Here is a 16,942-nt window from a genome sequence, read left to right as displayed (position 1 = left end):
GGCCCTAGAGCCTGGCCTGGACGGCGTCGGCCACGGCTTCGGCTGTGATGCCAAACTCCTTGTAGAGCCGCTCATAGGGGGCGCTGGCGCCGAAGCCCGACATGCCGATGAAGACGCCGTCCTCGCCGATGAACCGCTCCCAGCCCATGCCCACGGCGGCTTCCACCGCGCAGCGGACCGGGGCCTTGCCGATCACCGAGGCGCGGTATTCCGCCGACTGGGTGGAAAACAGCTCCCAGCAGGGGACCGAGACCACCCGGGTCGGCACGCCCTTGGCCTGCAGCAGGTCACGGGCCGCCAGCGCGATGGAGACCTCCGAGCCGGTGGAGAAGAGGGTCGCCTGGGCCTCGCCGTCAGCGGCGCGCAGCTCATAGGCGCCCCGGGCCGAGAGATTCTCGCCCGCCACTTCGGTGCGCGCCGCCGGAACCTTCTGACGCGACAGGGCCATGATCGAGGGCGTCGTCGGCGTGGACAACGCCAGCTTCCAGCACTCGGCGGCCTCAACCGCATCAGCCGGACGGTAGACGTTCAGGTTGGGCATGGCCCGCAGGGAGGCCAGGTGCTCCACCGGCTGGTGGGTCGGGCCGTCTTCGCCCAGGCCGATGGAATCGTGGGTCATCACATGGATCACCCGCGCGCCCATCAGGGCGCCCAGCCGGATGGCCGGGCGGCTATAGTCGGAGAACACCATGAAGGTGCCGGAATAGGGGATCACGCCCCCATGCAGCGCCATGCCGTTCATGGCCGCCGCCATGCCGTGTTCACGGATACCGTAGTGCACGTAGCGACCCGAATAGTCCGGGGCGTCGAAGGCCGGCGTGCCCTTGACGAAGGTGTTGTTGGAGCCGGTCAGGTCGGCCGAGCCGCCGACCATTTCCGGGATGGCCGGAACCAGCTGTTCCAGGGCCGCGCCGGAATGCACGCGGGTAGCGTTGGCTGGCGCGGTCTTGGCCATCTCTTCGATGTGGGCGTCCAGGCGTTCGAAGGCCTCAAGCGGCAGTTCGCCGGCCATGGCCCGCTGGAATTCGCTCTTGAGGGGCGAGGCGCCCAGCGCCTTTTCCCAGGTCTTGCGGGCCTTGCCGCCCTTGCGGCCGGCCGAGCGCCAGGGCTTGTAGACCTCATCGGGGATGACAAAGGGCTCGTGGCTCCAGCCCATGGCCAGGCGGGAATCGGCGATCTCGTCGTCGAACAGGGTGTAGCCGTGGCTGTGGGGGTCGCCTTCCTTGCGGCCGGCGCCCTTCGAGATCTTGGTCTTGCAGGCGATCATGGTCGGCCGGTCCTGCCGGGTCGCCCAGCGCAGGGCCGCGGCGATCTTGCCGAAGTCGTGGCCGTCCACGGCCTTCACCGCCCAGCCGGCGGCCTTGAAGCGGGCCATCTGGTCGCCGGTCTCGGCGATGGTCGCCTCGCCGTCGATGGTGGTGTTGTTGTCGTCGAACAGCACGGTCAGCTTGTGGAGCTTGAAGCGCCCGGCCATGGAGATGGCTTCCTGGCTGACGCCCTCCATCAGGCAGCCGTCGCCGGCCACGACCCAGGTGCGGTGGTCGACCAGGTCATCACCGAACCGTCCGGCCAGGTGGCGCTCGGCCATGGCCATGCCCACAGCCGTGGCGATGCCCTGGCCGAGCGGGCCGGTGGTGGTCTCGACGCCAGGGGTGTGGCCGTACTCCGGATGGCCGGCGGTCTTGGAGCCCCACTGCCGGAAGTTCTTGATCTCCTCCAGGGTCACAGCCTTGAAGCCCGTGAGGTGCAGGAGCGAGTAGATCAGCATCGAGCCGTGACCCGCCGACAGGACGAACCGGTCCCGGTCGGCCCAGTCAGGCGCGGTGGCGTCATACTTCAGGAACTTCGACCACAGGACGGTGGCCACGTCGGCCATGCCCATGGGCATGCCCTGGTGCCCCGACTTGGCGCGGTGAACGGCGTCCATGGAGAGAACACGGATGGCGTCGGCCATGGTCTGAAGCTGTGCGGGCATGGGCGTTCCGGGGAGTCTGGAGGTCATGGGGGGCGGGGCGCAGGCTGGCGGGGTCGCACGCACGGGCGCGGCGGTCAAGAAATGCGCCGCTTTCAGCCCACGCCCGGGGCGGTCTATAGATTAACGGACACACCTCTGGAGTCCTGAATGATCCGTGATCCCGCCAGCGAGAGCGCCATAGACCAGGCCGCCCGGCGGCTCGAACGCGCCATCGCCCTGCTGGAACAGCGTCTGGGCGAGGCCAAGGGCCGCGCCGGGCTGGAGGCTGGCGGCCTGTTTGACCAGGACCGCGCCAAGCTGGCGGCCGAGCTGGACGAGGCCCGCGCCCGGGAAAAGGCCCTGGCGGCCGCCGGCGTCGAGGCCTCGGCCGCCCTGGGCCGGGCGATCGCTGAAATTCGTGAGGTGCTGGAGACGCCCGAGGACGACGAGCCGGCCCCCGAGGAGGAGGAGGAGGAGGGCGAGCCCGAGCTCGACCTCGAACCGGACGCCGAACTCGACATCCCCGCCCACATGACCCGGGAGGACTGACCCATGGCCCAGGTGACCGTAGAGGTGAACGGCCGGCCCTATCAGGTGGGCTGCGAGGACGGCCAGGAGGCGCACCTGCTGGAGCTGGTGCGGCTGTTCGACCGCCAGGTCCGGGCGGTCTCCCAGGACATGGGCCAGCTGACCGAGACGCGGCTGTTCCTGATGGCGGCCCTGCTGTTGGCCGATGAGCTGTGGGATTCCCGCAGCCGGATGTCCGGCGTGCAGGCCGAGCTCGCCCGCCTGCAATCGGACCGCGCCCGCATCGAGTCCAAGGCCGCCGCCGCCCTGGACGGGGCGGCCAAGCGGATTGAGAAACTAGCGGCGGAATAGGTCTGTCCGCGGGCCTTGTTATCGCCGTGGCCTGCGCCTAGATTAGGCCTCGGCGGGTCTGCTGTGGCTCACGTCGAAGGCAACCTAATTCCTCCGACCTTAATTGTCTCAAAGGGAGCTGTCCCTGTCCGGCGCCGTGGCCCCGGACACATGGCGCCCACCTGGTTATCCAGGTCCGAGGGGATTAAAATCGTCCTTCACGGTCCTCACGGCGCCGCCACCCTCACCCCCTGATCGCTCAGCGGTTTCTGTCGTGGGCCCGTTTCTCAGTCAATTATCCGCTGCGCGGGTCTGCAGACGCTGGGGAGAACTGAGGCCGGTGGCATGCAGACGTTTGGCTCAGCCCGTGTAAGCTAAGCCTATGCTCGCTACTGCTCTCAGCCTGGCCCTCATAGCCTCAATGACCCTTGAAGACCCCGCGCCTGACCAGCGGCCGTTGCCAACGGCGCTGATATCCATTGGCTATGTCGAGGCAAAGCTCTCGGACTATGCGACGTCTCCTGACTATGCGAAGCGGCTTGCGGACCCTGCCGGATTTCTGGCGTTTTCGGCCGATTTTGTTGGGGATGGCCGGCTGGACCGTGCCCGGGTCTTGCGGAACGTCGAGCGCAACATCGCATACGTGGTGGTCGTGCTTCAGCGGGGGCAGATCGACACGCACGTCATTGAGTCGATGCCATTCGACCAAGTCGAGAAGATTGGCATCCGAGTTGCGTCCCCTAGCGATGAAAGCATCAGAGCCGCCGGAATCACGATTTTCAGTCTGGATGGGCAGGTCTCGAGAACGTTCGATCTAGTTGACGACGACTTCCAGCAAAGGGCCGAGCCGTAGCCCCTCCAGAGCGGGCAATGGGTCGGCCACGGTTGTGAGCGGGCGTCCGAGGGCCGGACGCTGGATACGGTCTCGCCACCGCGCAAAGTGCAAGCCCTACATTCGGGCAGGCTCTAAGCTTCGAACGCTCCGACCTCCAATGGCCTACGACTATTTCCCTTGGAGCCTCAGGTTCGGCTAAGAGCCCGGGGTGAACCCTGTCTCCCACCAGAAGTCCGTTCTGCGCCGGCAGATGCGCAGCCTGCGTCTGGCGCTGGCGGCCGCGGACAGTCGGGCCGCCAGCCGCGCGGCCGCCCACGCGCCGCTGGCGCGGCTGGGGGCTGGCCCGGTGGCGGGCTATTTTGCCCAGGGCGCCGAGCTTGATCCCGGCCCGCTGATGGCGGCCCTGGCGGAGGCCGGCGCAGCTCTCGCCCTGCCGGTGGCGGCGGACCGGGAGGCGCCGCTCACCTTCCGCGCCTGGACCCCGGGCGCCGCCCTCTCGCCGGACGCCTTCGGAATCCCCGCGCCGCTTGCCGACCAGCCGCAGGTGTCGCCCACCGCCCTGATTGTGCCCCTGTTGGCCTTTGATCGGCGAGGCGGGCGCCTGGGGCAGGGCGCCGGCGTCTATGATCGGGCGATCGCGGCGCTGGGCGCAGACCATCGCCCCTTCCTGCTCGGCTACGCCTATGCCGGCCAGGAGGTCGAGGACCTGCCGCTGGAGCCGCACGATCAGCGGCTGGACGCCATTTTGACGGAAGCCGGGCTGATTGAAGTCCGATAGGATGCACTGATGCGTTTCGCCTTTTTCGGAGATGTCGTCGGCCGCTCAGGCCGCGAGGGTCTCGCCGACCACCTGCCCATGTTGCGCCGCCAGCTCGGTCTGGAGTTCGTGGTCATCAACGCCGAGAACGCCGCCGCCGGTTTCGGGATCACTGAGAATACGGCCCGGGAGCTGTTCAACGCCGGCGCCGACTGCCTGACGCTCGGCAACCACTCCTGGGACCAGAAGGAGGCGCTGACCTATATCGTCCGCGAGCCCCGCCTGATCCGGCCCCTGAACTATTCCGTCCTGGCCGACGCGCCGGGCCGCGGGGCCAATCTGTTCGAGACCCAGTCAGGCCGGCGCATCCTGGTGATCAACCTGCTCGGCCGGGTCCATATGGACTCCCTGGACGACCCCTTCGCCGCCGTCGACCGCGAATTGGAAAAGGCGCCGCTGGGCATGGTGTCGGACGCCGTGCTGGTAGACATGCACGCCGAGGCCACCAGCGAGAAGATGGCCATGGGCCATTTCTGCGACGGCCGCGCCAGTCTGGTGGTGGGCACCCATACCCATGTGCCCACGGCCGACTGCCAGATCCTGCCCGGCGGCACCGCCTATCAGACCGACGCCGGCGCCTGCGCCGACTATGACAGCGTGATCGGCAATCAGAAGGAAGAGCCCCTGCGGCGCTTCACCACCCGCATCTCCGGCGGCCGCTATAAGCCCGCCGAGGGGCCAGCCACGGTCTGCGGCGTGTTCGTCGAGACCGATGACTCCACGGGTCTGGCGATCCGGGTCGAGCCGATCCGGGTCGGCGGACGGCTGTCGGAGACCATCCCCCAGGTCGACCTGGCCCGGGCCTGAGGCTCAGCGCCGGGGCGCTTCCCCGCCAAGGCGTGGCAGGGTGTCGAGGGTCAGCACCCCGTCGCCGTCGAGATCCAGCAGGGCGAAGCGGCGGGCCGCGGCCTTGCGCCACTCCTCCAGGCTGACGCGCCCCGACAGATCGGCGTCTGCGCCGCGCACCGGGTGGGGTTCATTCAGCAGGCCGTAGCGGGCCGCGCCCTCCCGCGGTGATGGCCGCGCGCCACGGCCCATGCCGAGCAGCGGTCGTCGCGGCCGTTCGCTGTCGGCGCCAGGGCCGCCCCCGCCGCCGGGGGACCGCGCCTCGCCCAGGCGGCGGATCTCCGGGGCGATTTCCCGCTCATAGGCCTGGGTTTCAAAACCATCGATCACCCCATTCTGGTCGGTGTCGAGACGGGCGAAGACGCGAAGGGCGTCGGCCTCGAACTCGGGGGCGGTGACCAGGCCGTCCCCGTCGCGGTCGGCGCCTGTGAGCCAGGCCGCAAGCCCGCCGGGGCCGCGAAAGGGTTCGCCGGACGGACTGATGAAAACCTCCCCGCCCTGGGGGCCCGGGCCGAAGGGCGGGGGGTCTTGTGGCTGCGCAGCACTCGCCGCGCTGGTCCAGAGGGCGGCCAGGGTCAGCAGGACCAGTCTTTGCATCGCGATCTCCCGTCTCGCCCACCCACGGCCACGCTATCGGCGCCGGTTGCGGCGGAATTGGGTCATGGGGTGACGGAAGCGGCGCCATCGGCGAATATGCCCGCTGATCCGGCGGCCAAGGTTCGCCATTTCCGAAGGTGTTTCATGCTGGCCAAGTTCATCGTCCGCGCCATATTCGCCGCCATTGGCCTGTGGCTGTCCTCGGTGCTGGTGGCCGGCGTGGCCTTCACTGACATGGGCAGCCTGATCCTGGCCGCGGTGCTGCTGGGCCTGGTGAACGCCATCCTGCGGCCGATCCTGTTCATCCTGACCTTGCCCCTGACCCTGGTGACGCTGGGCCTGTTCCTGCTGGTGCTGAACGCCGGCATGATCATCCTGGTCTCGGTCTTCCTGGACGGCTTCACCGTGGACGGCCTCTGGCCGGGCCTGGTGGCCGCCATCGTCACCGGCCTGACCAGCTGGCTCGGCCACCTGATCATCCGCGACGAGCAGGGGCGGTGAGGTCGAGGCGGTCGCTTCAGCCCTTCGCCCAAAGAAAAAGGGCGGAGCCGTGAGGCTCCGCCCTTCTCGTCTTGAGAAAGCCTGGAGGGCTTGGACTTAGAAGTCCATGCCGCCCATGCCGCCCATGTCAGGCATGCCGCCGCCGCCGCCGCCGCCGCCCTTTTTCGGGGCCTCGACGATCGCCGCTTCGGTGGTGATCAGCAGGCCGGCGATCGAAGCCGCGTCCTGCAGAGCCGTCCGGACGACCTTGGCCGGGTCGATGACGCCGGCCTGGACCATGTCGACATATTCTTCGGTCTGGGCGTTGAAGCCGAAGGTGGCCGAGGTGGATTCCAGCACCTTGGAGACGACGATCGAGCCTTCGACGCCGGCGTTTTCGGCGATCTGACGGATCGGCGCCTGCAGAGCGCGGCGGATGATGGCCACGCCGGCTTCCTGGTCGTCATTGTCGCCCTTGAAGCCGTCCAGGATCTTGGAGGCCTTGAGCAGGGCGACGCCGCCGCCAGGGACGATGCCTTCTTCAACCGCGGCGCGGGTCGCATTGAGCGCGTCGTCGACGCGGTCCTTGCGTTCCTTCACCTCGACCTCGGTGGAGCCGCCGACGCGGATGACCGCAACGCCGCCGGCCAGCTTGGCCAGACGTTCCAGCAGCTTTTCCTTGTCGTAGTCCGAGGTGGTGTCCTCGATCTGGCGCTTGATCTGGCTGATACGGCCTTCAATGCCGGTCTTCTCGCCGGAACCGTCGACGATCGTGGTGTCGTCCTTGGTGATCGTGACCTTCTTGGCCTTGCCGAGCATGTCGAGGGACACGTTCTCGAGCTTGATGCCCAGGTCTTCGCTGATCAGCTGGCCGCCGGTCAGGATGGCGATGTCTTCCAGCATGGCCTTGCGGCGATCGCCGAAGCCCGGCGCCTTGACGGCGGCGACGCGGAGGCCGCCACGCAGCTTGTTGACCACCAGGGTGGCCAGGGCCTCGCCATCGATGTCCTCGGCGATGATCAGCAGGGGACGACCCGACTGGACCACGGCTTCGAGCACCGGCAGCAGGGGCTGCAGGCTGGAGAGCTTCTTTTCGTAGAGCAGGATGAGGGGCTCTTCGAGATCGGCCTCCATCTTGTCGGCGTTGGTGATGAAGTAGGGCGACAGGTAGCCGCGGTCGAACTGCATGCCTTCGACGACGTCGAGTTCAGTCTCGGCGGTCTTGGCTTCTTCGACGGTGATGACGCCTTCGTTGCCGACCTTGTCCATGGCGCGGGCGATCATCTCGCCGACCTCGGTGTCGCCGTTGGCCGAGATGGTGCCGACCTGGGCGATCTCGGAATTGGCCGAGACCTTCTTGGAGGTGGCCTTGATCTCTTCGATCACCTTGGCGACGGCCTTGTCGATGCCGCGCTTCAGATCCATCGGGTTCATGCCGGCGGCCACCGACTTCAGGCCTTCGACCACGATGGCCTGAGCCAGAACGGTCGCCGTGGTGGTGCCGTCGCCGGCCTTGTCGTTGGTCTTCGACGCAACTTCGCGGATCAGCTGGGCGCCGAGGTTCTCGAAGCGGTCAGCCAGTTCGATTTCCTTGGCCACCGTGACGCCGTCCTTGGTCGAGCGCGGGGCGCCGAAGGACTTTTCGATGACCACGTTGCGGCCCTTGGGGCCCAGGGTCACCTTCACGGCGTTGGCGAGGATGTTGACGCCGCGAAGCATGCGGTCGCGGGCGTCAGCGGAGAAATAGACGTCTTTCGCAGCCATTTCTTCTTCTTCTTTCCTTGAGGCGAAGGGCAGCGTCGGGATCATCCCGGGTCGCGCGCCTTGGCCGAATGTCTTGCGCCCGACCTTGCGGGCGGGCTGGTCGGCGAGGGGCCGGGGTCTTAGTCGAGGACGCCCAGGACGTCGCTTTCCTTCATGATCAGCAGGTCTTCACCTTCGAGCTTGATCTCGGTGCCGGACCACTTGCCGAACAGGATGCGATCGCCGGTCTTGACGTCGAGGGGCTGAACCTTGCCGCTCTCGTCACGGGCGCCGGGGCCGACGGCGATGATTTCGCCTTCCTGCGGCTTTTCCTTCACGGTGTCGGGAATGATGATCCCGCCCTTGGTCTTCTGTTCTTCCTCGACACGCCGCACGAGGACGCGGTCTCCCAAAGGACGAAACGCCATTTTGGTCTTGCTCCATTCGGAACTATTGGAATTGCGATGAGGTCAGCCCCCGCGATCGGCGCATATTAGCAGCCGCCAACCCTGAGTGCTAACGCGGCCTGGAATTAGGAAGCCCCACGGCCTGAGTCAACCCGCGACGGGTATTTCCCGGGGCAGTCGGACTGAAGGCGAGGCCAGGAATTCTGTCGGAAGCTTAACTGGATAGGCGCCATGGCCGTGCCTATCTGTGACCTATGGTCAAGCTGCTCAAAGTTGTTCCCGCCCTGATGGCCCTGGCTGGCGTGCTGAGCCTGTTCGTCCTCACACGCCCGGCCAGCCTCTGAGGCGCGCGCCGACCTCCGCCTGCGCAGGGTGAGAGCGGCCGCCGACGCTTGACGATCGGGCTGCGGGCGTCCTCCACTGCCCCATCATGGGGAAATCAACCGATATCGCGCCCGGAGCGACCCGCGGTCGCCGGCCCAAGGGCCAGGGCCAGGATCTGCGCGAAGCTATTCTGAATGCGGCGGAGGACCTGTTCTCCCGCCACGGCTTCTATGGGGTCACCGTGCGGCAGGTGGCGGCCGAGGCTGGCGTCGACACCGCCCTGATCCACTACTATTTCGGCGCCAAGCGCGAACTCTTCGACGCCGTTTTCGCCCGCCGCGCCGAGATCCTCAACCGTGAACGCCTGGAGGCCATGGCGACCTATCAGGCCGCCCATCCCGAGGATCTAAAGGCTGAGGGGGTGATCGAGGCCTTTATCGGACCTCTGCTCGACCGCTCCATGACCCAGGACCCGGGCTGGAAGAACTATTTCCGGCTGGTCGCCCTGGTCAACAACACCCCGGCCTGGGGCGGGGAGACCATGCACCGGTTCTTTGACCCTGTGGTGCACCAGCTGATCGACACCCTCAAGGCCGCCCTGCCGGAGGCTGAAATTGACGACCTCTACTGGTGCTACCAGTTCCTCACCGGCGCGATGATGCTGGCCCTTTCGGAGACCGGGCGCATCGACCAGCTTTCTGATGGCCTGTGCCGCTCCTCGGATCTGCAGGCGGTGCGCGAGCGCCTGTTCGCCTATTGCGCGGCGGGCCTTGAAGCCGTGGTCCGCCGCCGGGACGGCGCCACCGGGGGCGGAGGTGTTGCGAAAATTCACCAACTGGCCAAAAATTCGGAACCCGGCCCCATCTGAGCCCTGGCGCCAAGGCCCCGGTTGAAGGCACACTCGCCGGTAATTCACCAGATGGTGAGTTATTGGCGACGCCGCACCTCACAAAGCGGCGCGTTGGGGAGGATAAAATGAATACCATCTTGAAGGCTGCGCTCCTGGCGAGCGCGGCGATGGCGGCCGTGCCAGGCGTCGCCGCGGCTCAGGCCCCTGCGCAGGGCGTCGCGGTGGTCGAAGAACTGGTGGTCACCGCCCGACGGCGTGAGGAGTCCCTCAAGGACGTTCCCGTCGCCGTCACCGCGATCACCGCTGAACGGCTGGCGGCCACCGGGGCGGCCGACATCACCACCTTGCAGCAGTCGACCCCGAACCTCACGGTTCAGGTGGCCCGGGGCTCCAACTCCACCCTGATCTCCTTCATTCGCGGGGTTGGGCAGCAGGATCCGCTCTGGGGCTTTGAGCCCGGCGTCGGCCTCTATGTGGACGATGTCTACATCGCCCGCCCGCAAGGCGCGGTCCTGGACATCTTCGACATCGAGCGGATGGAGGTCCTGCGCGGACCCCAGGGCACGCTTTACGGGCGCAACACCATCGGCGGGGCGATCAAGTACGTCACCGCCAAGATCGATGGCGAGCCGGAGATGCGCTTCAAGGGCCAGCTCGGCTCCTACAACCAGCGCGACTTCATCGGATCGGCCAAGGGGATGGTCAGCGACAGCCTCGGCGTCGGTCTGACCTGGGCCAGCTTTGACCGCGACGGCTATGGGAGCAACCTGACCACGGGCGCGGAGCACTACAACAAGGACGTCAGCGCCGCCCGCGCCACGGTGGAGTTCTCGCCGACGCCGGACCTGTTCTTCCGTCTCGCCGGCGACATTGTCACCGACCGTTCCAACCCCCGCCATGGTCACCGCGAAGTGGCCGCCTTCAATGTGCTGAACCAGCCCATCCCTGGCGGCGAAGTCCTGCCCAACGTCTATGACACCCGGGCCGGCGCCGGTGACAAGAACCGCGTGGAGAGCCGCGGCGTCTCTCTGCTGGGGGAATGGTCAGCCAGCGACTCCCTGACCTTCAAGTCGATCTCGGCCTACCGCGCGGGCGAGACGGCCGGGGAGATCGACTTCGACACCCTGCCGGCCCCGTTCCTGGACATTCCCGCCCGATACAGCGACCACCAGTTCACCCAGGAGCTGCAACTGCTCTATTCGGGCGACCGAGTGCAGGCGGTCGGCGGCCTCTTCTATCTCAGCGCGACGGCGGCCGGCGCCTTCGACACCGTGCTCAGCCAGGCGGCTCTGACGATCGCCACGGCCGGCCATGTGGACACCGAGAGCTGGTCGGCCTTCGCCGATGTGAGCTTCGACCTCACCGAGGCCCTGACCCTGTCTGTGGGCGGCCGCTACACGCAGGATGAGAAGACCGGCGTCGTCTATCGCCAGAACTTCACCGGCATCCGCTCTCCCCTGTTTGGCAACCCCCTCGCCGTGCCCGGTCTCGTTCGGTCGAACTTCACCAGCACCGACAGCTATGAGAAGTTCACCCCGCGGGTGAGCGTCAGCTACGACTTTGGCTCCGAACTGACCGGCTACGCCTCCTATAGCCAGGGCTTCAAGTCGGGCGGCTTCGACATGCGGGCCGACGCCATCCTCACGCCCACCTCCCGGGACGGCTACGCGCCCGAGACCGTGGACTCCTACGAGGCGGGCCTGAAGGGCTACTTCTTCGACCGCCGGCTAAGCCTGAATACGGCGGTCTTCTACGCCCAGTACCAGGACCAGCAGGTGACCCTTCAGACCCCGGTCGGCGCCTCCATCGCCAGCCAGGTGCTTAACGTCGGCGAATCTCACATGTCGGGGGTCGAGGTGGAGGGCGTCGCCTATCTGACGCCGGATCTGAGCGCCAACTTCGCCCTGGGCTACATCAAGGCGGAGTTCGACGAGTACCGGGCCCTCAATCCGCTGACCGGCGTGGTTGAGGACTTCGCCGATAGCCGGGTGTTCCAGAACACCCCGGAATGGAGCGGCGCTTTCAGCCTGAGCTATCAGCGCGACCTGGGAGACAAGGGGCGCATCAGCTTCATTCCCTCGGCCTCCTACCGCTCGTCCTTCTCGATGTTCGAGATCCCGTCCCGGCTCGATCAGGGCGCCTACTGGCTCTATGACGCCAGCCTGGTCTGGACCTCGGCCAGCGATCGCTACCGGGTGGGGCTGCACGGCAAGAATCTCGGCGACGAGACCTACCGGATCGGGGGCTACAACTTCCCCGGCGGCCTCTTCGCCAACTCGGTGACGGCCTACTACGGGCCGCCGCAGACCGTGACCCTCTCCTTCGAAGCGAAGTTCTAGTAGAGCTTGTCAGGCCCGGCCCCTTCGGGGAGCCGGGCCTTTGTCTGTTACGGAGCCCTGATGGACACGCCCGCCGACGACGCCGCCCGCCCCCCATTGGGAATCAGGCCCGACCGCTATCCGATCACCGTCCTTGGGGTGCTGATCGTCGCCTATACGTTCAACTTCCTGGATCGCCAGATCCTCGGCATCCTCGCCGGGCCGATCAAGGCCGATCTGGGGCTCACCGACAGCCAACTCGGCCTGATGGGCGGGCTGGCCTTCGCCCTCTTCTATACGGGTCTGGGCATCCCCGTGGCGTGGCTCGCCGACCGTTGGAGCCGGACCTGGATCATGACCGGGGCCCTGACGCTCTGGAGCGGCTTCACCGCCCTTTGCGGGTTCGCCACGGGCTTCTGGAGCCTGTTCCTGGCCCGGATGGGGGTCGGGATCGGCGAGGCCGGCGGCGTGGCGCCCGCCTATTCCCTGATCGCCGACTACTTTCCCAAGACCCATCGGGCCCGGGCGCTGGCGGCCTACTCCTTTGGCATTCCCATCGGCTCGGCCCTGGGCATTCTGTTCGGGGGTCTGATCGCCCACGCCATTGATTGGCGGGCCGCCTTCATCATCGTCGGCCTCGCAGGTGTGGCCTTCGCCCCAATCTTTCGCCTGATCGTCAAGGAGCCTAAGCGCGGGGCCTATGATGAGCCTGTGAACGCGCCCGCCCCGCCCCTCGCCGAGCAGGCGCCGGCCGCGCCGCCGCCTGGCGCCGTCGCCCTACTGCTGCGCAAGCCCAGCTTCTGGCTGATTTCACTGGGGGCCGCGGCCTCGTCGGTCTGCGGTTACGGCGTGGCCTTCTGGCTGCCGTCCTTCTTCGAGCGCAGCCTCGGCATGAGCCTGGTGGACCGCTCGTTGTTCCTCGGGGTGATCACCCTGGTGGGCGGGGTGATCGGCGTCTGGGCGGGGGGCTGGCTCGGCGACCGCCTGGGGCCCAAGCGTCCGGCGGCCTATCTGCTGGTGCCGGCCGGGGCTTTCCTGATCGCCCTGCCGTGCTTCTTCCTGGCGATCCAGTCCCAGTCCCTGGCCCTGGCCTTCTTCCTGTTCATTATCCCCCAGGGCCTCAACCTCGCCTGGCTTGGTCCCGTGATCACCGCGGTCCAGCATCTGGTCCCGGTCGCCCAGCGCTCGGTCGCCTCGGCCTGCTTCCTGTTCGTCAACAACCTGATCGGCCTGGGCCTGGGCACCTGGTATTTCGGGGCGGTTTCCGACGCCCTGACGCCGCGGTTCGGCGAGGAGTCCCTGCGCTACGCCATCTATTCGGGGCTGGTCTTCTATCTGGTCGCCTCGGCGCTGTTCATCGTGGGATCGCGGCGGCTGAAGCACGACTGGGTCGCCTGACCCAGTCGCCAATTCAGCCGCCGCCGGCGTTCAGCGCGAGCCCACGGGCACGCGCTGGGCGTCCTGTTCGGCTTCCAGCCTCCCCCGCAGATCCCCGTACTTGGCCAGCTCCATCCGCGCGATGGTCCGGTTGTGGACCTCGTCGGGACCGTCGGCCAGCCGCAGGGTGCGCTGGCCGGCATAGGCCTTGGCCAGGCCGAAATCGCTGGTCACGCCGGCGCCCCCATGAGCCTGGATGGCGTCGTCGATGACCTTGAGCGCCATGGTCGGGGCCTGGACCTTGATCATGGCGATCTCCAGCCGGGCCACCTTGTTGCCGGCCTTGTCCATCATGTCAGCGGCCTTCAGGCAGAGCAGGCGGGTCATCTCGATATCGATGCGGGCCCGGGCGATGCGTTCCTCCCAGACCGAGTGTTCGGCGATCGTCTTGCCGAAGGCCGTGCGGCTCTTGAGCCGGCGGCACATCTTTTCCAGGGCGACCTCGGCCGCGCCGATGGTGCGCATGCAGTGGTGGATGCGGCCGGGCCCCAGGCGCGCCTGACTGATCTCGAAACCACGCCCCTCGCCCAGCAGCAGGGCCTCATTCACCGGCACCCGGACATTCTCCAGAACCGCCTCGGCGTGGCCGTGGGGCGCGTCGTCATAGCCGAACACCGGCAGCATCCGCACGATCTTCACCCCGGGCGCGTCCATGGGGACCAGGACCTGACTCTGCTGCTGGTGGCGCGGGGCCTCCATGTCGGTCTTGCCCATGACGATGGCGACCTTGCAGCGGGGATCGCCCATGCCGGACGACCACCACTTGCGCCCGTTGATCACATAGTGGTCGCCGTCGCGCTCGATGCGGGTCTCGATATTGGTGGCGTCAGACGAGGCCACCTGGGGTTCGGTCATCAGGAAGGCCGAGCGGATCTCGCCATTCATCAGCGGTCGCAGCCAGCGTTCCTTTTGGGCCAGGGTCCCGTAGCGGTTCAGGATCTCCATATTGCCGGTGTCCGGCGCTGAGCAGTTGAAGACCTCGGAGGCGAACTCCACCCGCCCCAGAAGCTCGGCGATGGGCGCGTATTCCAGATTGGTCAGCTGTTGGCCCTCGAAGGCGAAGCTGTCATCCACGTGGGCGACGCCGGAGGACGGCGGCATGAACATGTTCCACAGGCCCGCGGCCCTGGCCTTGGTCTTCAGATCCTCAATGACAGGCAGAACCTTCCACCGCGGCCCTTCCGCCTGCTGGGCCTCATAGAGGGGGACGGCGGGGATCACATGCTCGTCCATGAAGGCGCTGACCCGGGCGATCAGGGCCTTCTGTCGTGCCGAATATTCGAAATCCATGGGGCAGGCCTCTCATTCAAACAAATGTTTGAACGCCTTTTAGGCCGCCTAGACGAACAGGCGTTTGATTTTCAGCAATTCTGCGCCGATGGTGGGGCAGAGATCGATCCGGGCGCGTCCTGGCCCCTGCGGCCGGCCCCGGCGCCCCAGCTTCAACGCCATGTCCCCGGGAGGACCACCATGAATATCGCCGCTGAAAAAGCTCAATCCAGCTTCGCGCTGAACCCGCTGGACGCGCTTAACGACCTCCGCATCTCCGAAAAGGCGGTGCCGCTCTTGAACCATGTGAAGACGTTCATCGCCGAGGTGGTCCAGCCGATGAGCGTGGAATTCCACCGGCTTGGTGAGGGCAAGACCGACATCTGGTCCTATGCGCCAGGCCAGCTGGAAGTCCTTGAAGCCGCCAAGGACAAGGCCAAGGCCGAGGGCCTGTGGAACTTCTTCCTGCCTGACGCCGAGACCGGCGAGGGTCTGTCGAACCTGGACTACGCCTATATCGCCGTCGAGCTCGGCAAGAACCCGATGGCCTCTGAGACGATGAACTGCGCCGCGCCCGACACCGGCAACATGGAAGTTCTCGAGCGCGTCGGCACGCCCGAGCAGAAGGAAATGTGGCTGAAGCCGTTGCTGGAAGGCAAGATCCGCTCGGCCTTCGCCATGACCGAGCCGGACATGGCCTCCTCCGACGCCAAGAACATCCGCATGCGCGCCACCCTGGTGGGGGACGAGTACGTCCTCAATGGCGAGAAGCACTACATCTCCGGCGCCGGCGACCCGCGCTGCAAGGTGATGATCACCATGGTGCAGACCAGCCCCGAAGGTCCGCCCCATCTGCGCCAGTCCCAGATCCTGGTTCCCATGGACACCCCTGGGGTCAAGGTGGTCGGCCCGATGAACGTGTTCGGCGATCCCGACGCGCCGCACGGTCATATGCACATCGTGTTCGACAATGTCCGGGTGCCGGCCTCGAACATGCTGCTGGGCGAAGGCCGCGGCTTTGAGATCAGCCAGCTGCGCCTGGGTCCCGGCCGGATTCACCACTGCATGCGCGCCATTGGCCAGGCCGAGAAGGCGCTCGACCTGATGGTCACCCGCGGCCTGACCCGGGAAGCCTTCGGCAAGCCGATCATCCAGCTGGGCGGCAATGTCGAGATCGTCAGCCGCGCCCGCATCGAGATCGAGGCCATGCGCCTGATGGTGCTCAAGGCCGCCAAGGCCATGGACGTCCTCGATCGCCAGGAGGCCCGCATCTGGATCCACATGGTCAAGGCCATGGTGCCCGAGCGGGTCTGCCAGATCATCGACCAGGCCATCCAGATGTACGGCGCCACCGGCGTCTCGCAGAAGACCCCCCTGGCGCGGATGTATACCTCCACCCGCACCCTGCGCCTGGCCGACGGCCCCGATGAGGTCCACCACATGGTGGTGGGCCGCAACGAGCTGCGCCAGTACCGCGAAATGCCCCAGGACCCGTCCACGGCGGCCGTGTTCCGGAACTAGGCGACGCAAGGCTTACAACAGCCCGCAAGTGCCAAGGCCCCGGCGTCACCGCCGGGGCCTTTTGGCTTTGTGGCGGTCAAGCTTTGGCGGGTGTATGGGATCGTCAATGACCGCCGCCGTCCGCTACAGCCGCCTGTCCGCCGCCGACGCCGCAGCCCACGCCGCTGCGCTCGGCGAGCTGCTGGCGGCGTGCGTGGCGGGCGGCGCTTCAGTTTCGTTTCTTGAGGGTCTGGACGCCGATCGCGCCGGCCAATGGTGGGCGGGTCAACTCAGCGCCGATGACGGGCGCGCCCTGATCCTGGCCCATGACGCGGCGGGTCTCTGCGGCGTGGTCCAGGTGATCCCCGCCGGGCCGGAGAACCAGCCCCATCGCGGGGATGTGGCCAAGATGCTCGTCCATCCTCGCGTTCGCCGCCGGGGTGTTGGCGCCGCCCTCTTGGCCCATGCCGAAACCGCCGCCCGCCAGATGGGCCTGACGCTCCTGGTGCTCGACACCGTCACCGGCGGCGACGCCGAGCGGCTCTACGCCCGCGGCGACTGGGTTCGCGTCGGCGTCATTCCCGACTTCGCCCTTTCCACAGACGGCCGGCCCGAGGCCACCACCGTCTTCTACAAGGCGCTCGCCCAATGAGGTTTGCAGCGCCTGCTCCGTCCCGCGCGCGACGCGCTGCGGTTCTGCAATCCGA

At 67.1% G+C, this 16,942-nt stretch carries 16 protein-coding genes and 1 other RNA gene; 12 read left to right on the top strand and 5 right to left on the bottom strand.

What is annotated here, in order from left to right:
- Positions 1 to 4 precede the first annotated feature (4 nt).
- Positions 5 to 1,975 (bottom strand): transketolase, encoded by a 1,971-nt coding sequence (tkt, locus tag Q8K84_RS09650; protein WP_305282426.1) that lies wholly within the window; start codon positions 1,973 to 1,975, stop codon positions 5 to 7.
- A gap of 147 nt (positions 1,976 to 2,122) precedes the next feature.
- Between tkt and Q8K84_RS09645 the strand changes: the two genes are divergently transcribed.
- The 6 genes from Q8K84_RS09645 (at position 2,123) to Q8K84_RS09620 (ending at position 5,271) form a co-directional block, all read left to right on the top strand.
- Positions 2,123 to 2,503 (top strand): DUF4164 family protein, encoded by a 381-nt coding sequence (locus tag Q8K84_RS09645; protein WP_305282425.1) that lies wholly within the window; start codon positions 2,123 to 2,125, stop codon positions 2,501 to 2,503.
- Between the two features lie 3 nt (positions 2,504 to 2,506).
- Entirely contained in the window at positions 2,507 to 2,833 is a 327-nt protein-coding gene (locus Q8K84_RS09640) for a cell division protein ZapA (RefSeq protein ID WP_305282424.1), read from the top strand.
- A 55-nt stretch (positions 2,834 to 2,888) separates the two neighbouring features.
- A non-coding RNA gene (gene ssrS, locus Q8K84_RS09635) (6S RNA) lies at positions 2,889 to 3,051 on the top strand.
- Between the two features lie 182 nt (positions 3,052 to 3,233).
- Complete coding sequence (locus Q8K84_RS09630) at positions 3,234 to 3,665, top strand: hypothetical protein (protein ID WP_305282423.1); 432 nt, start codon at positions 3,234 to 3,236, stop codon at positions 3,663 to 3,665.
- Positions 3,666 to 3,855: 190 nt separating this feature from the next.
- On the top strand, positions 3,856 to 4,425 hold the full coding sequence (locus Q8K84_RS09625; protein WP_305282422.1) for a 5-formyltetrahydrofolate cyclo-ligase: 570 nt from the start codon (positions 3,856 to 3,858) through the stop codon (positions 4,423 to 4,425).
- A gap of 9 nt (positions 4,426 to 4,434) precedes the next feature.
- Complete coding sequence (locus Q8K84_RS09620) at positions 4,435 to 5,271, top strand: TIGR00282 family metallophosphoesterase (RefSeq protein WP_305282421.1); 837 nt, start codon at positions 4,435 to 4,437, stop codon at positions 5,269 to 5,271.
- 3 nt (positions 5,272 to 5,274) lie between these two features.
- Here Q8K84_RS09620 and Q8K84_RS09615 read toward each other — a convergent pair whose 3' ends face one another.
- The gene (locus Q8K84_RS09615; protein ID WP_305282420.1) at positions 5,275 to 5,907 is read right to left on the bottom strand and encodes a hypothetical protein; all 633 of its coding nucleotides are present in this window, start codon (positions 5,905 to 5,907) and stop codon (positions 5,275 to 5,277) included.
- Between the two features lie 144 nt (positions 5,908 to 6,051).
- Here Q8K84_RS09615 and Q8K84_RS09610 point away from each other — a divergent pair, with 144 nt between their 5' ends.
- Positions 6,052 to 6,408 carry a phage holin family protein gene (locus Q8K84_RS09610; protein WP_370867859.1) on the top strand — a complete coding sequence of 119 codons (357 nt, stop codon included), beginning with the start codon at positions 6,052 to 6,054 and terminating at the stop codon, positions 6,406 to 6,408.
- A gap of 96 nt (positions 6,409 to 6,504) precedes the next feature.
- On the opposite strand, the gene groL is transcribed toward Q8K84_RS09610, so the two are convergent.
- Together groL and groES are read right to left on the bottom strand one after the other, a co-directional pair.
- Positions 6,505 to 8,151: a chaperonin GroEL gene (gene groL / locus Q8K84_RS09605; protein WP_305282419.1), complete on the bottom strand. Its 1,647-nt coding sequence runs from the start codon at positions 8,149 to 8,151 to the stop codon at positions 6,505 to 6,507.
- Positions 8,152 to 8,270: 119 nt separating this feature from the next.
- Positions 8,271 to 8,558 (bottom strand): co-chaperone GroES, encoded by a 288-nt coding sequence (groES, locus tag Q8K84_RS09600; protein ID WP_293321778.1) that lies wholly within the window; start codon positions 8,556 to 8,558, stop codon positions 8,271 to 8,273.
- Between the two features lie 409 nt (positions 8,559 to 8,967).
- Between groES and Q8K84_RS09595 the strand changes: the two genes are divergently transcribed.
- The 3 genes from Q8K84_RS09595 to Q8K84_RS09585 all read left to right on the top strand — a co-directional run bounded on the left by Q8K84_RS09595 (position 8,968) and on the right by Q8K84_RS09585 (position 13,427).
- Positions 8,968 to 9,729, top strand: a complete 762-nt coding sequence (locus Q8K84_RS09595) for a TetR/AcrR family transcriptional regulator (RefSeq protein WP_305282418.1) — start codon at positions 8,968 to 8,970, stop codon at positions 9,727 to 9,729.
- A gap of 107 nt (positions 9,730 to 9,836) precedes the next feature.
- On the top strand, positions 9,837 to 12,050 hold the full coding sequence (locus Q8K84_RS09590) for a TonB-dependent receptor (RefSeq protein WP_305282417.1): 2,214 nt from the start codon (positions 9,837 to 9,839) through the stop codon (positions 12,048 to 12,050).
- 60 nt (positions 12,051 to 12,110) lie between these two features.
- On the top strand, positions 12,111 to 13,427 hold the full coding sequence (locus Q8K84_RS09585) for an MFS transporter (RefSeq protein WP_305282416.1): 1,317 nt from the start codon (positions 12,111 to 12,113) through the stop codon (positions 13,425 to 13,427).
- 30 nt (positions 13,428 to 13,457) lie between these two features.
- Here Q8K84_RS09585 and Q8K84_RS09580 read toward each other — a convergent pair whose 3' ends face one another.
- A complete protein-coding gene (locus tag Q8K84_RS09580) occupies positions 13,458 to 14,756 on the bottom strand; it encodes an acyl-CoA dehydrogenase family protein (RefSeq protein ID WP_305282415.1) in 1,299 nt (432 codons plus the stop codon).
- A gap of 180 nt (positions 14,757 to 14,936) precedes the next feature.
- Between Q8K84_RS09580 and Q8K84_RS09575 the strand changes: the two genes are divergently transcribed.
- Positions 14,937 to 16,256, top strand: coding sequence for an acyl-CoA dehydrogenase family protein (locus Q8K84_RS09575; protein ID WP_305282414.1), 1,320 nt, complete (start codon positions 14,937 to 14,939; stop codon positions 16,254 to 16,256).
- Positions 16,257 to 16,362: 106 nt separating this feature from the next.
- A complete protein-coding gene (locus tag Q8K84_RS09570) occupies positions 16,363 to 16,887 on the top strand; it encodes a GNAT family N-acetyltransferase (protein WP_305282413.1) in 525 nt (174 codons plus the stop codon).
- Positions 16,888 to 16,942 lie beyond the last annotated feature (55 nt).

Source organism: Phenylobacterium sp. (genome assembly GCF_030679875.1).
Taxonomy (GTDB): Bacteria; Pseudomonadota; Alphaproteobacteria; order Caulobacterales; family Caulobacteraceae; genus Phenylobacterium.
This window is presented reverse-complemented; position numbering and strand designations above follow the sequence as displayed.

Coding starts and splice junctions, on each gene's coding strand:
- tkt (WP_305282426.1), bottom strand. CDS start 1,975: ATGCCCGCACAGCTTCAGACCATGGCCGACGCCATCCGTGTTCTCTCC.
- Q8K84_RS09645 (WP_305282425.1), top strand. CDS start 2,123: ATGATCCGTGATCCCGCCAGCGAGAGCGCCATAGACCAGGCCGCCCGG.
- Q8K84_RS09640 (WP_305282424.1), top strand. CDS start 2,507: ATGGCCCAGGTGACCGTAGAGGTGAACGGCCGGCCCTATCAGGTGGGC.
- Q8K84_RS09630 (WP_305282423.1), top strand. CDS start 3,234: ATGACCCTTGAAGACCCCGCGCCTGACCAGCGGCCGTTGCCAACGGCG.
- Q8K84_RS09620 (WP_305282421.1), top strand. CDS start 4,435: ATGCGTTTCGCCTTTTTCGGAGATGTCGTCGGCCGCTCAGGCCGCGAG.
- Q8K84_RS09615 (WP_305282420.1), bottom strand. CDS start 5,907: ATGCAAAGACTGGTCCTGCTGACCCTGGCCGCCCTCTGGACCAGCGCG.
- Q8K84_RS09610 (WP_370867859.1), top strand. CDS start 6,052: ATGCTGGCCAAGTTCATCGTCCGCGCCATATTCGCCGCCATTGGCCTG.
- groL (WP_305282419.1), bottom strand. CDS start 8,151: ATGGCTGCGAAAGACGTCTATTTCTCCGCTGACGCCCGCGACCGCATG.
- groES (WP_293321778.1), bottom strand. CDS start 8,558: ATGGCGTTTCGTCCTTTGGGAGACCGCGTCCTCGTGCGGCGTGTCGAG.
- Q8K84_RS09595 (WP_305282418.1), top strand. CDS start 8,968: ATGGGGAAATCAACCGATATCGCGCCCGGAGCGACCCGCGGTCGCCGG.
- Q8K84_RS09590 (WP_305282417.1), top strand. CDS start 9,837: ATGAATACCATCTTGAAGGCTGCGCTCCTGGCGAGCGCGGCGATGGCG.
- Q8K84_RS09585 (WP_305282416.1), top strand. CDS start 12,111: ATGGACACGCCCGCCGACGACGCCGCCCGCCCCCCATTGGGAATCAGG.
- Q8K84_RS09580 (WP_305282415.1), bottom strand. CDS start 14,756: ATGGATTTCGAATATTCGGCACGACAGAAGGCCCTGATCGCCCGGGTC.
- Q8K84_RS09575 (WP_305282414.1), top strand. CDS start 14,937: ATGAATATCGCCGCTGAAAAAGCTCAATCCAGCTTCGCGCTGAACCCG.
- Q8K84_RS09570 (WP_305282413.1), top strand. CDS start 16,363: ATGACCGCCGCCGTCCGCTACAGCCGCCTGTCCGCCGCCGACGCCGCA.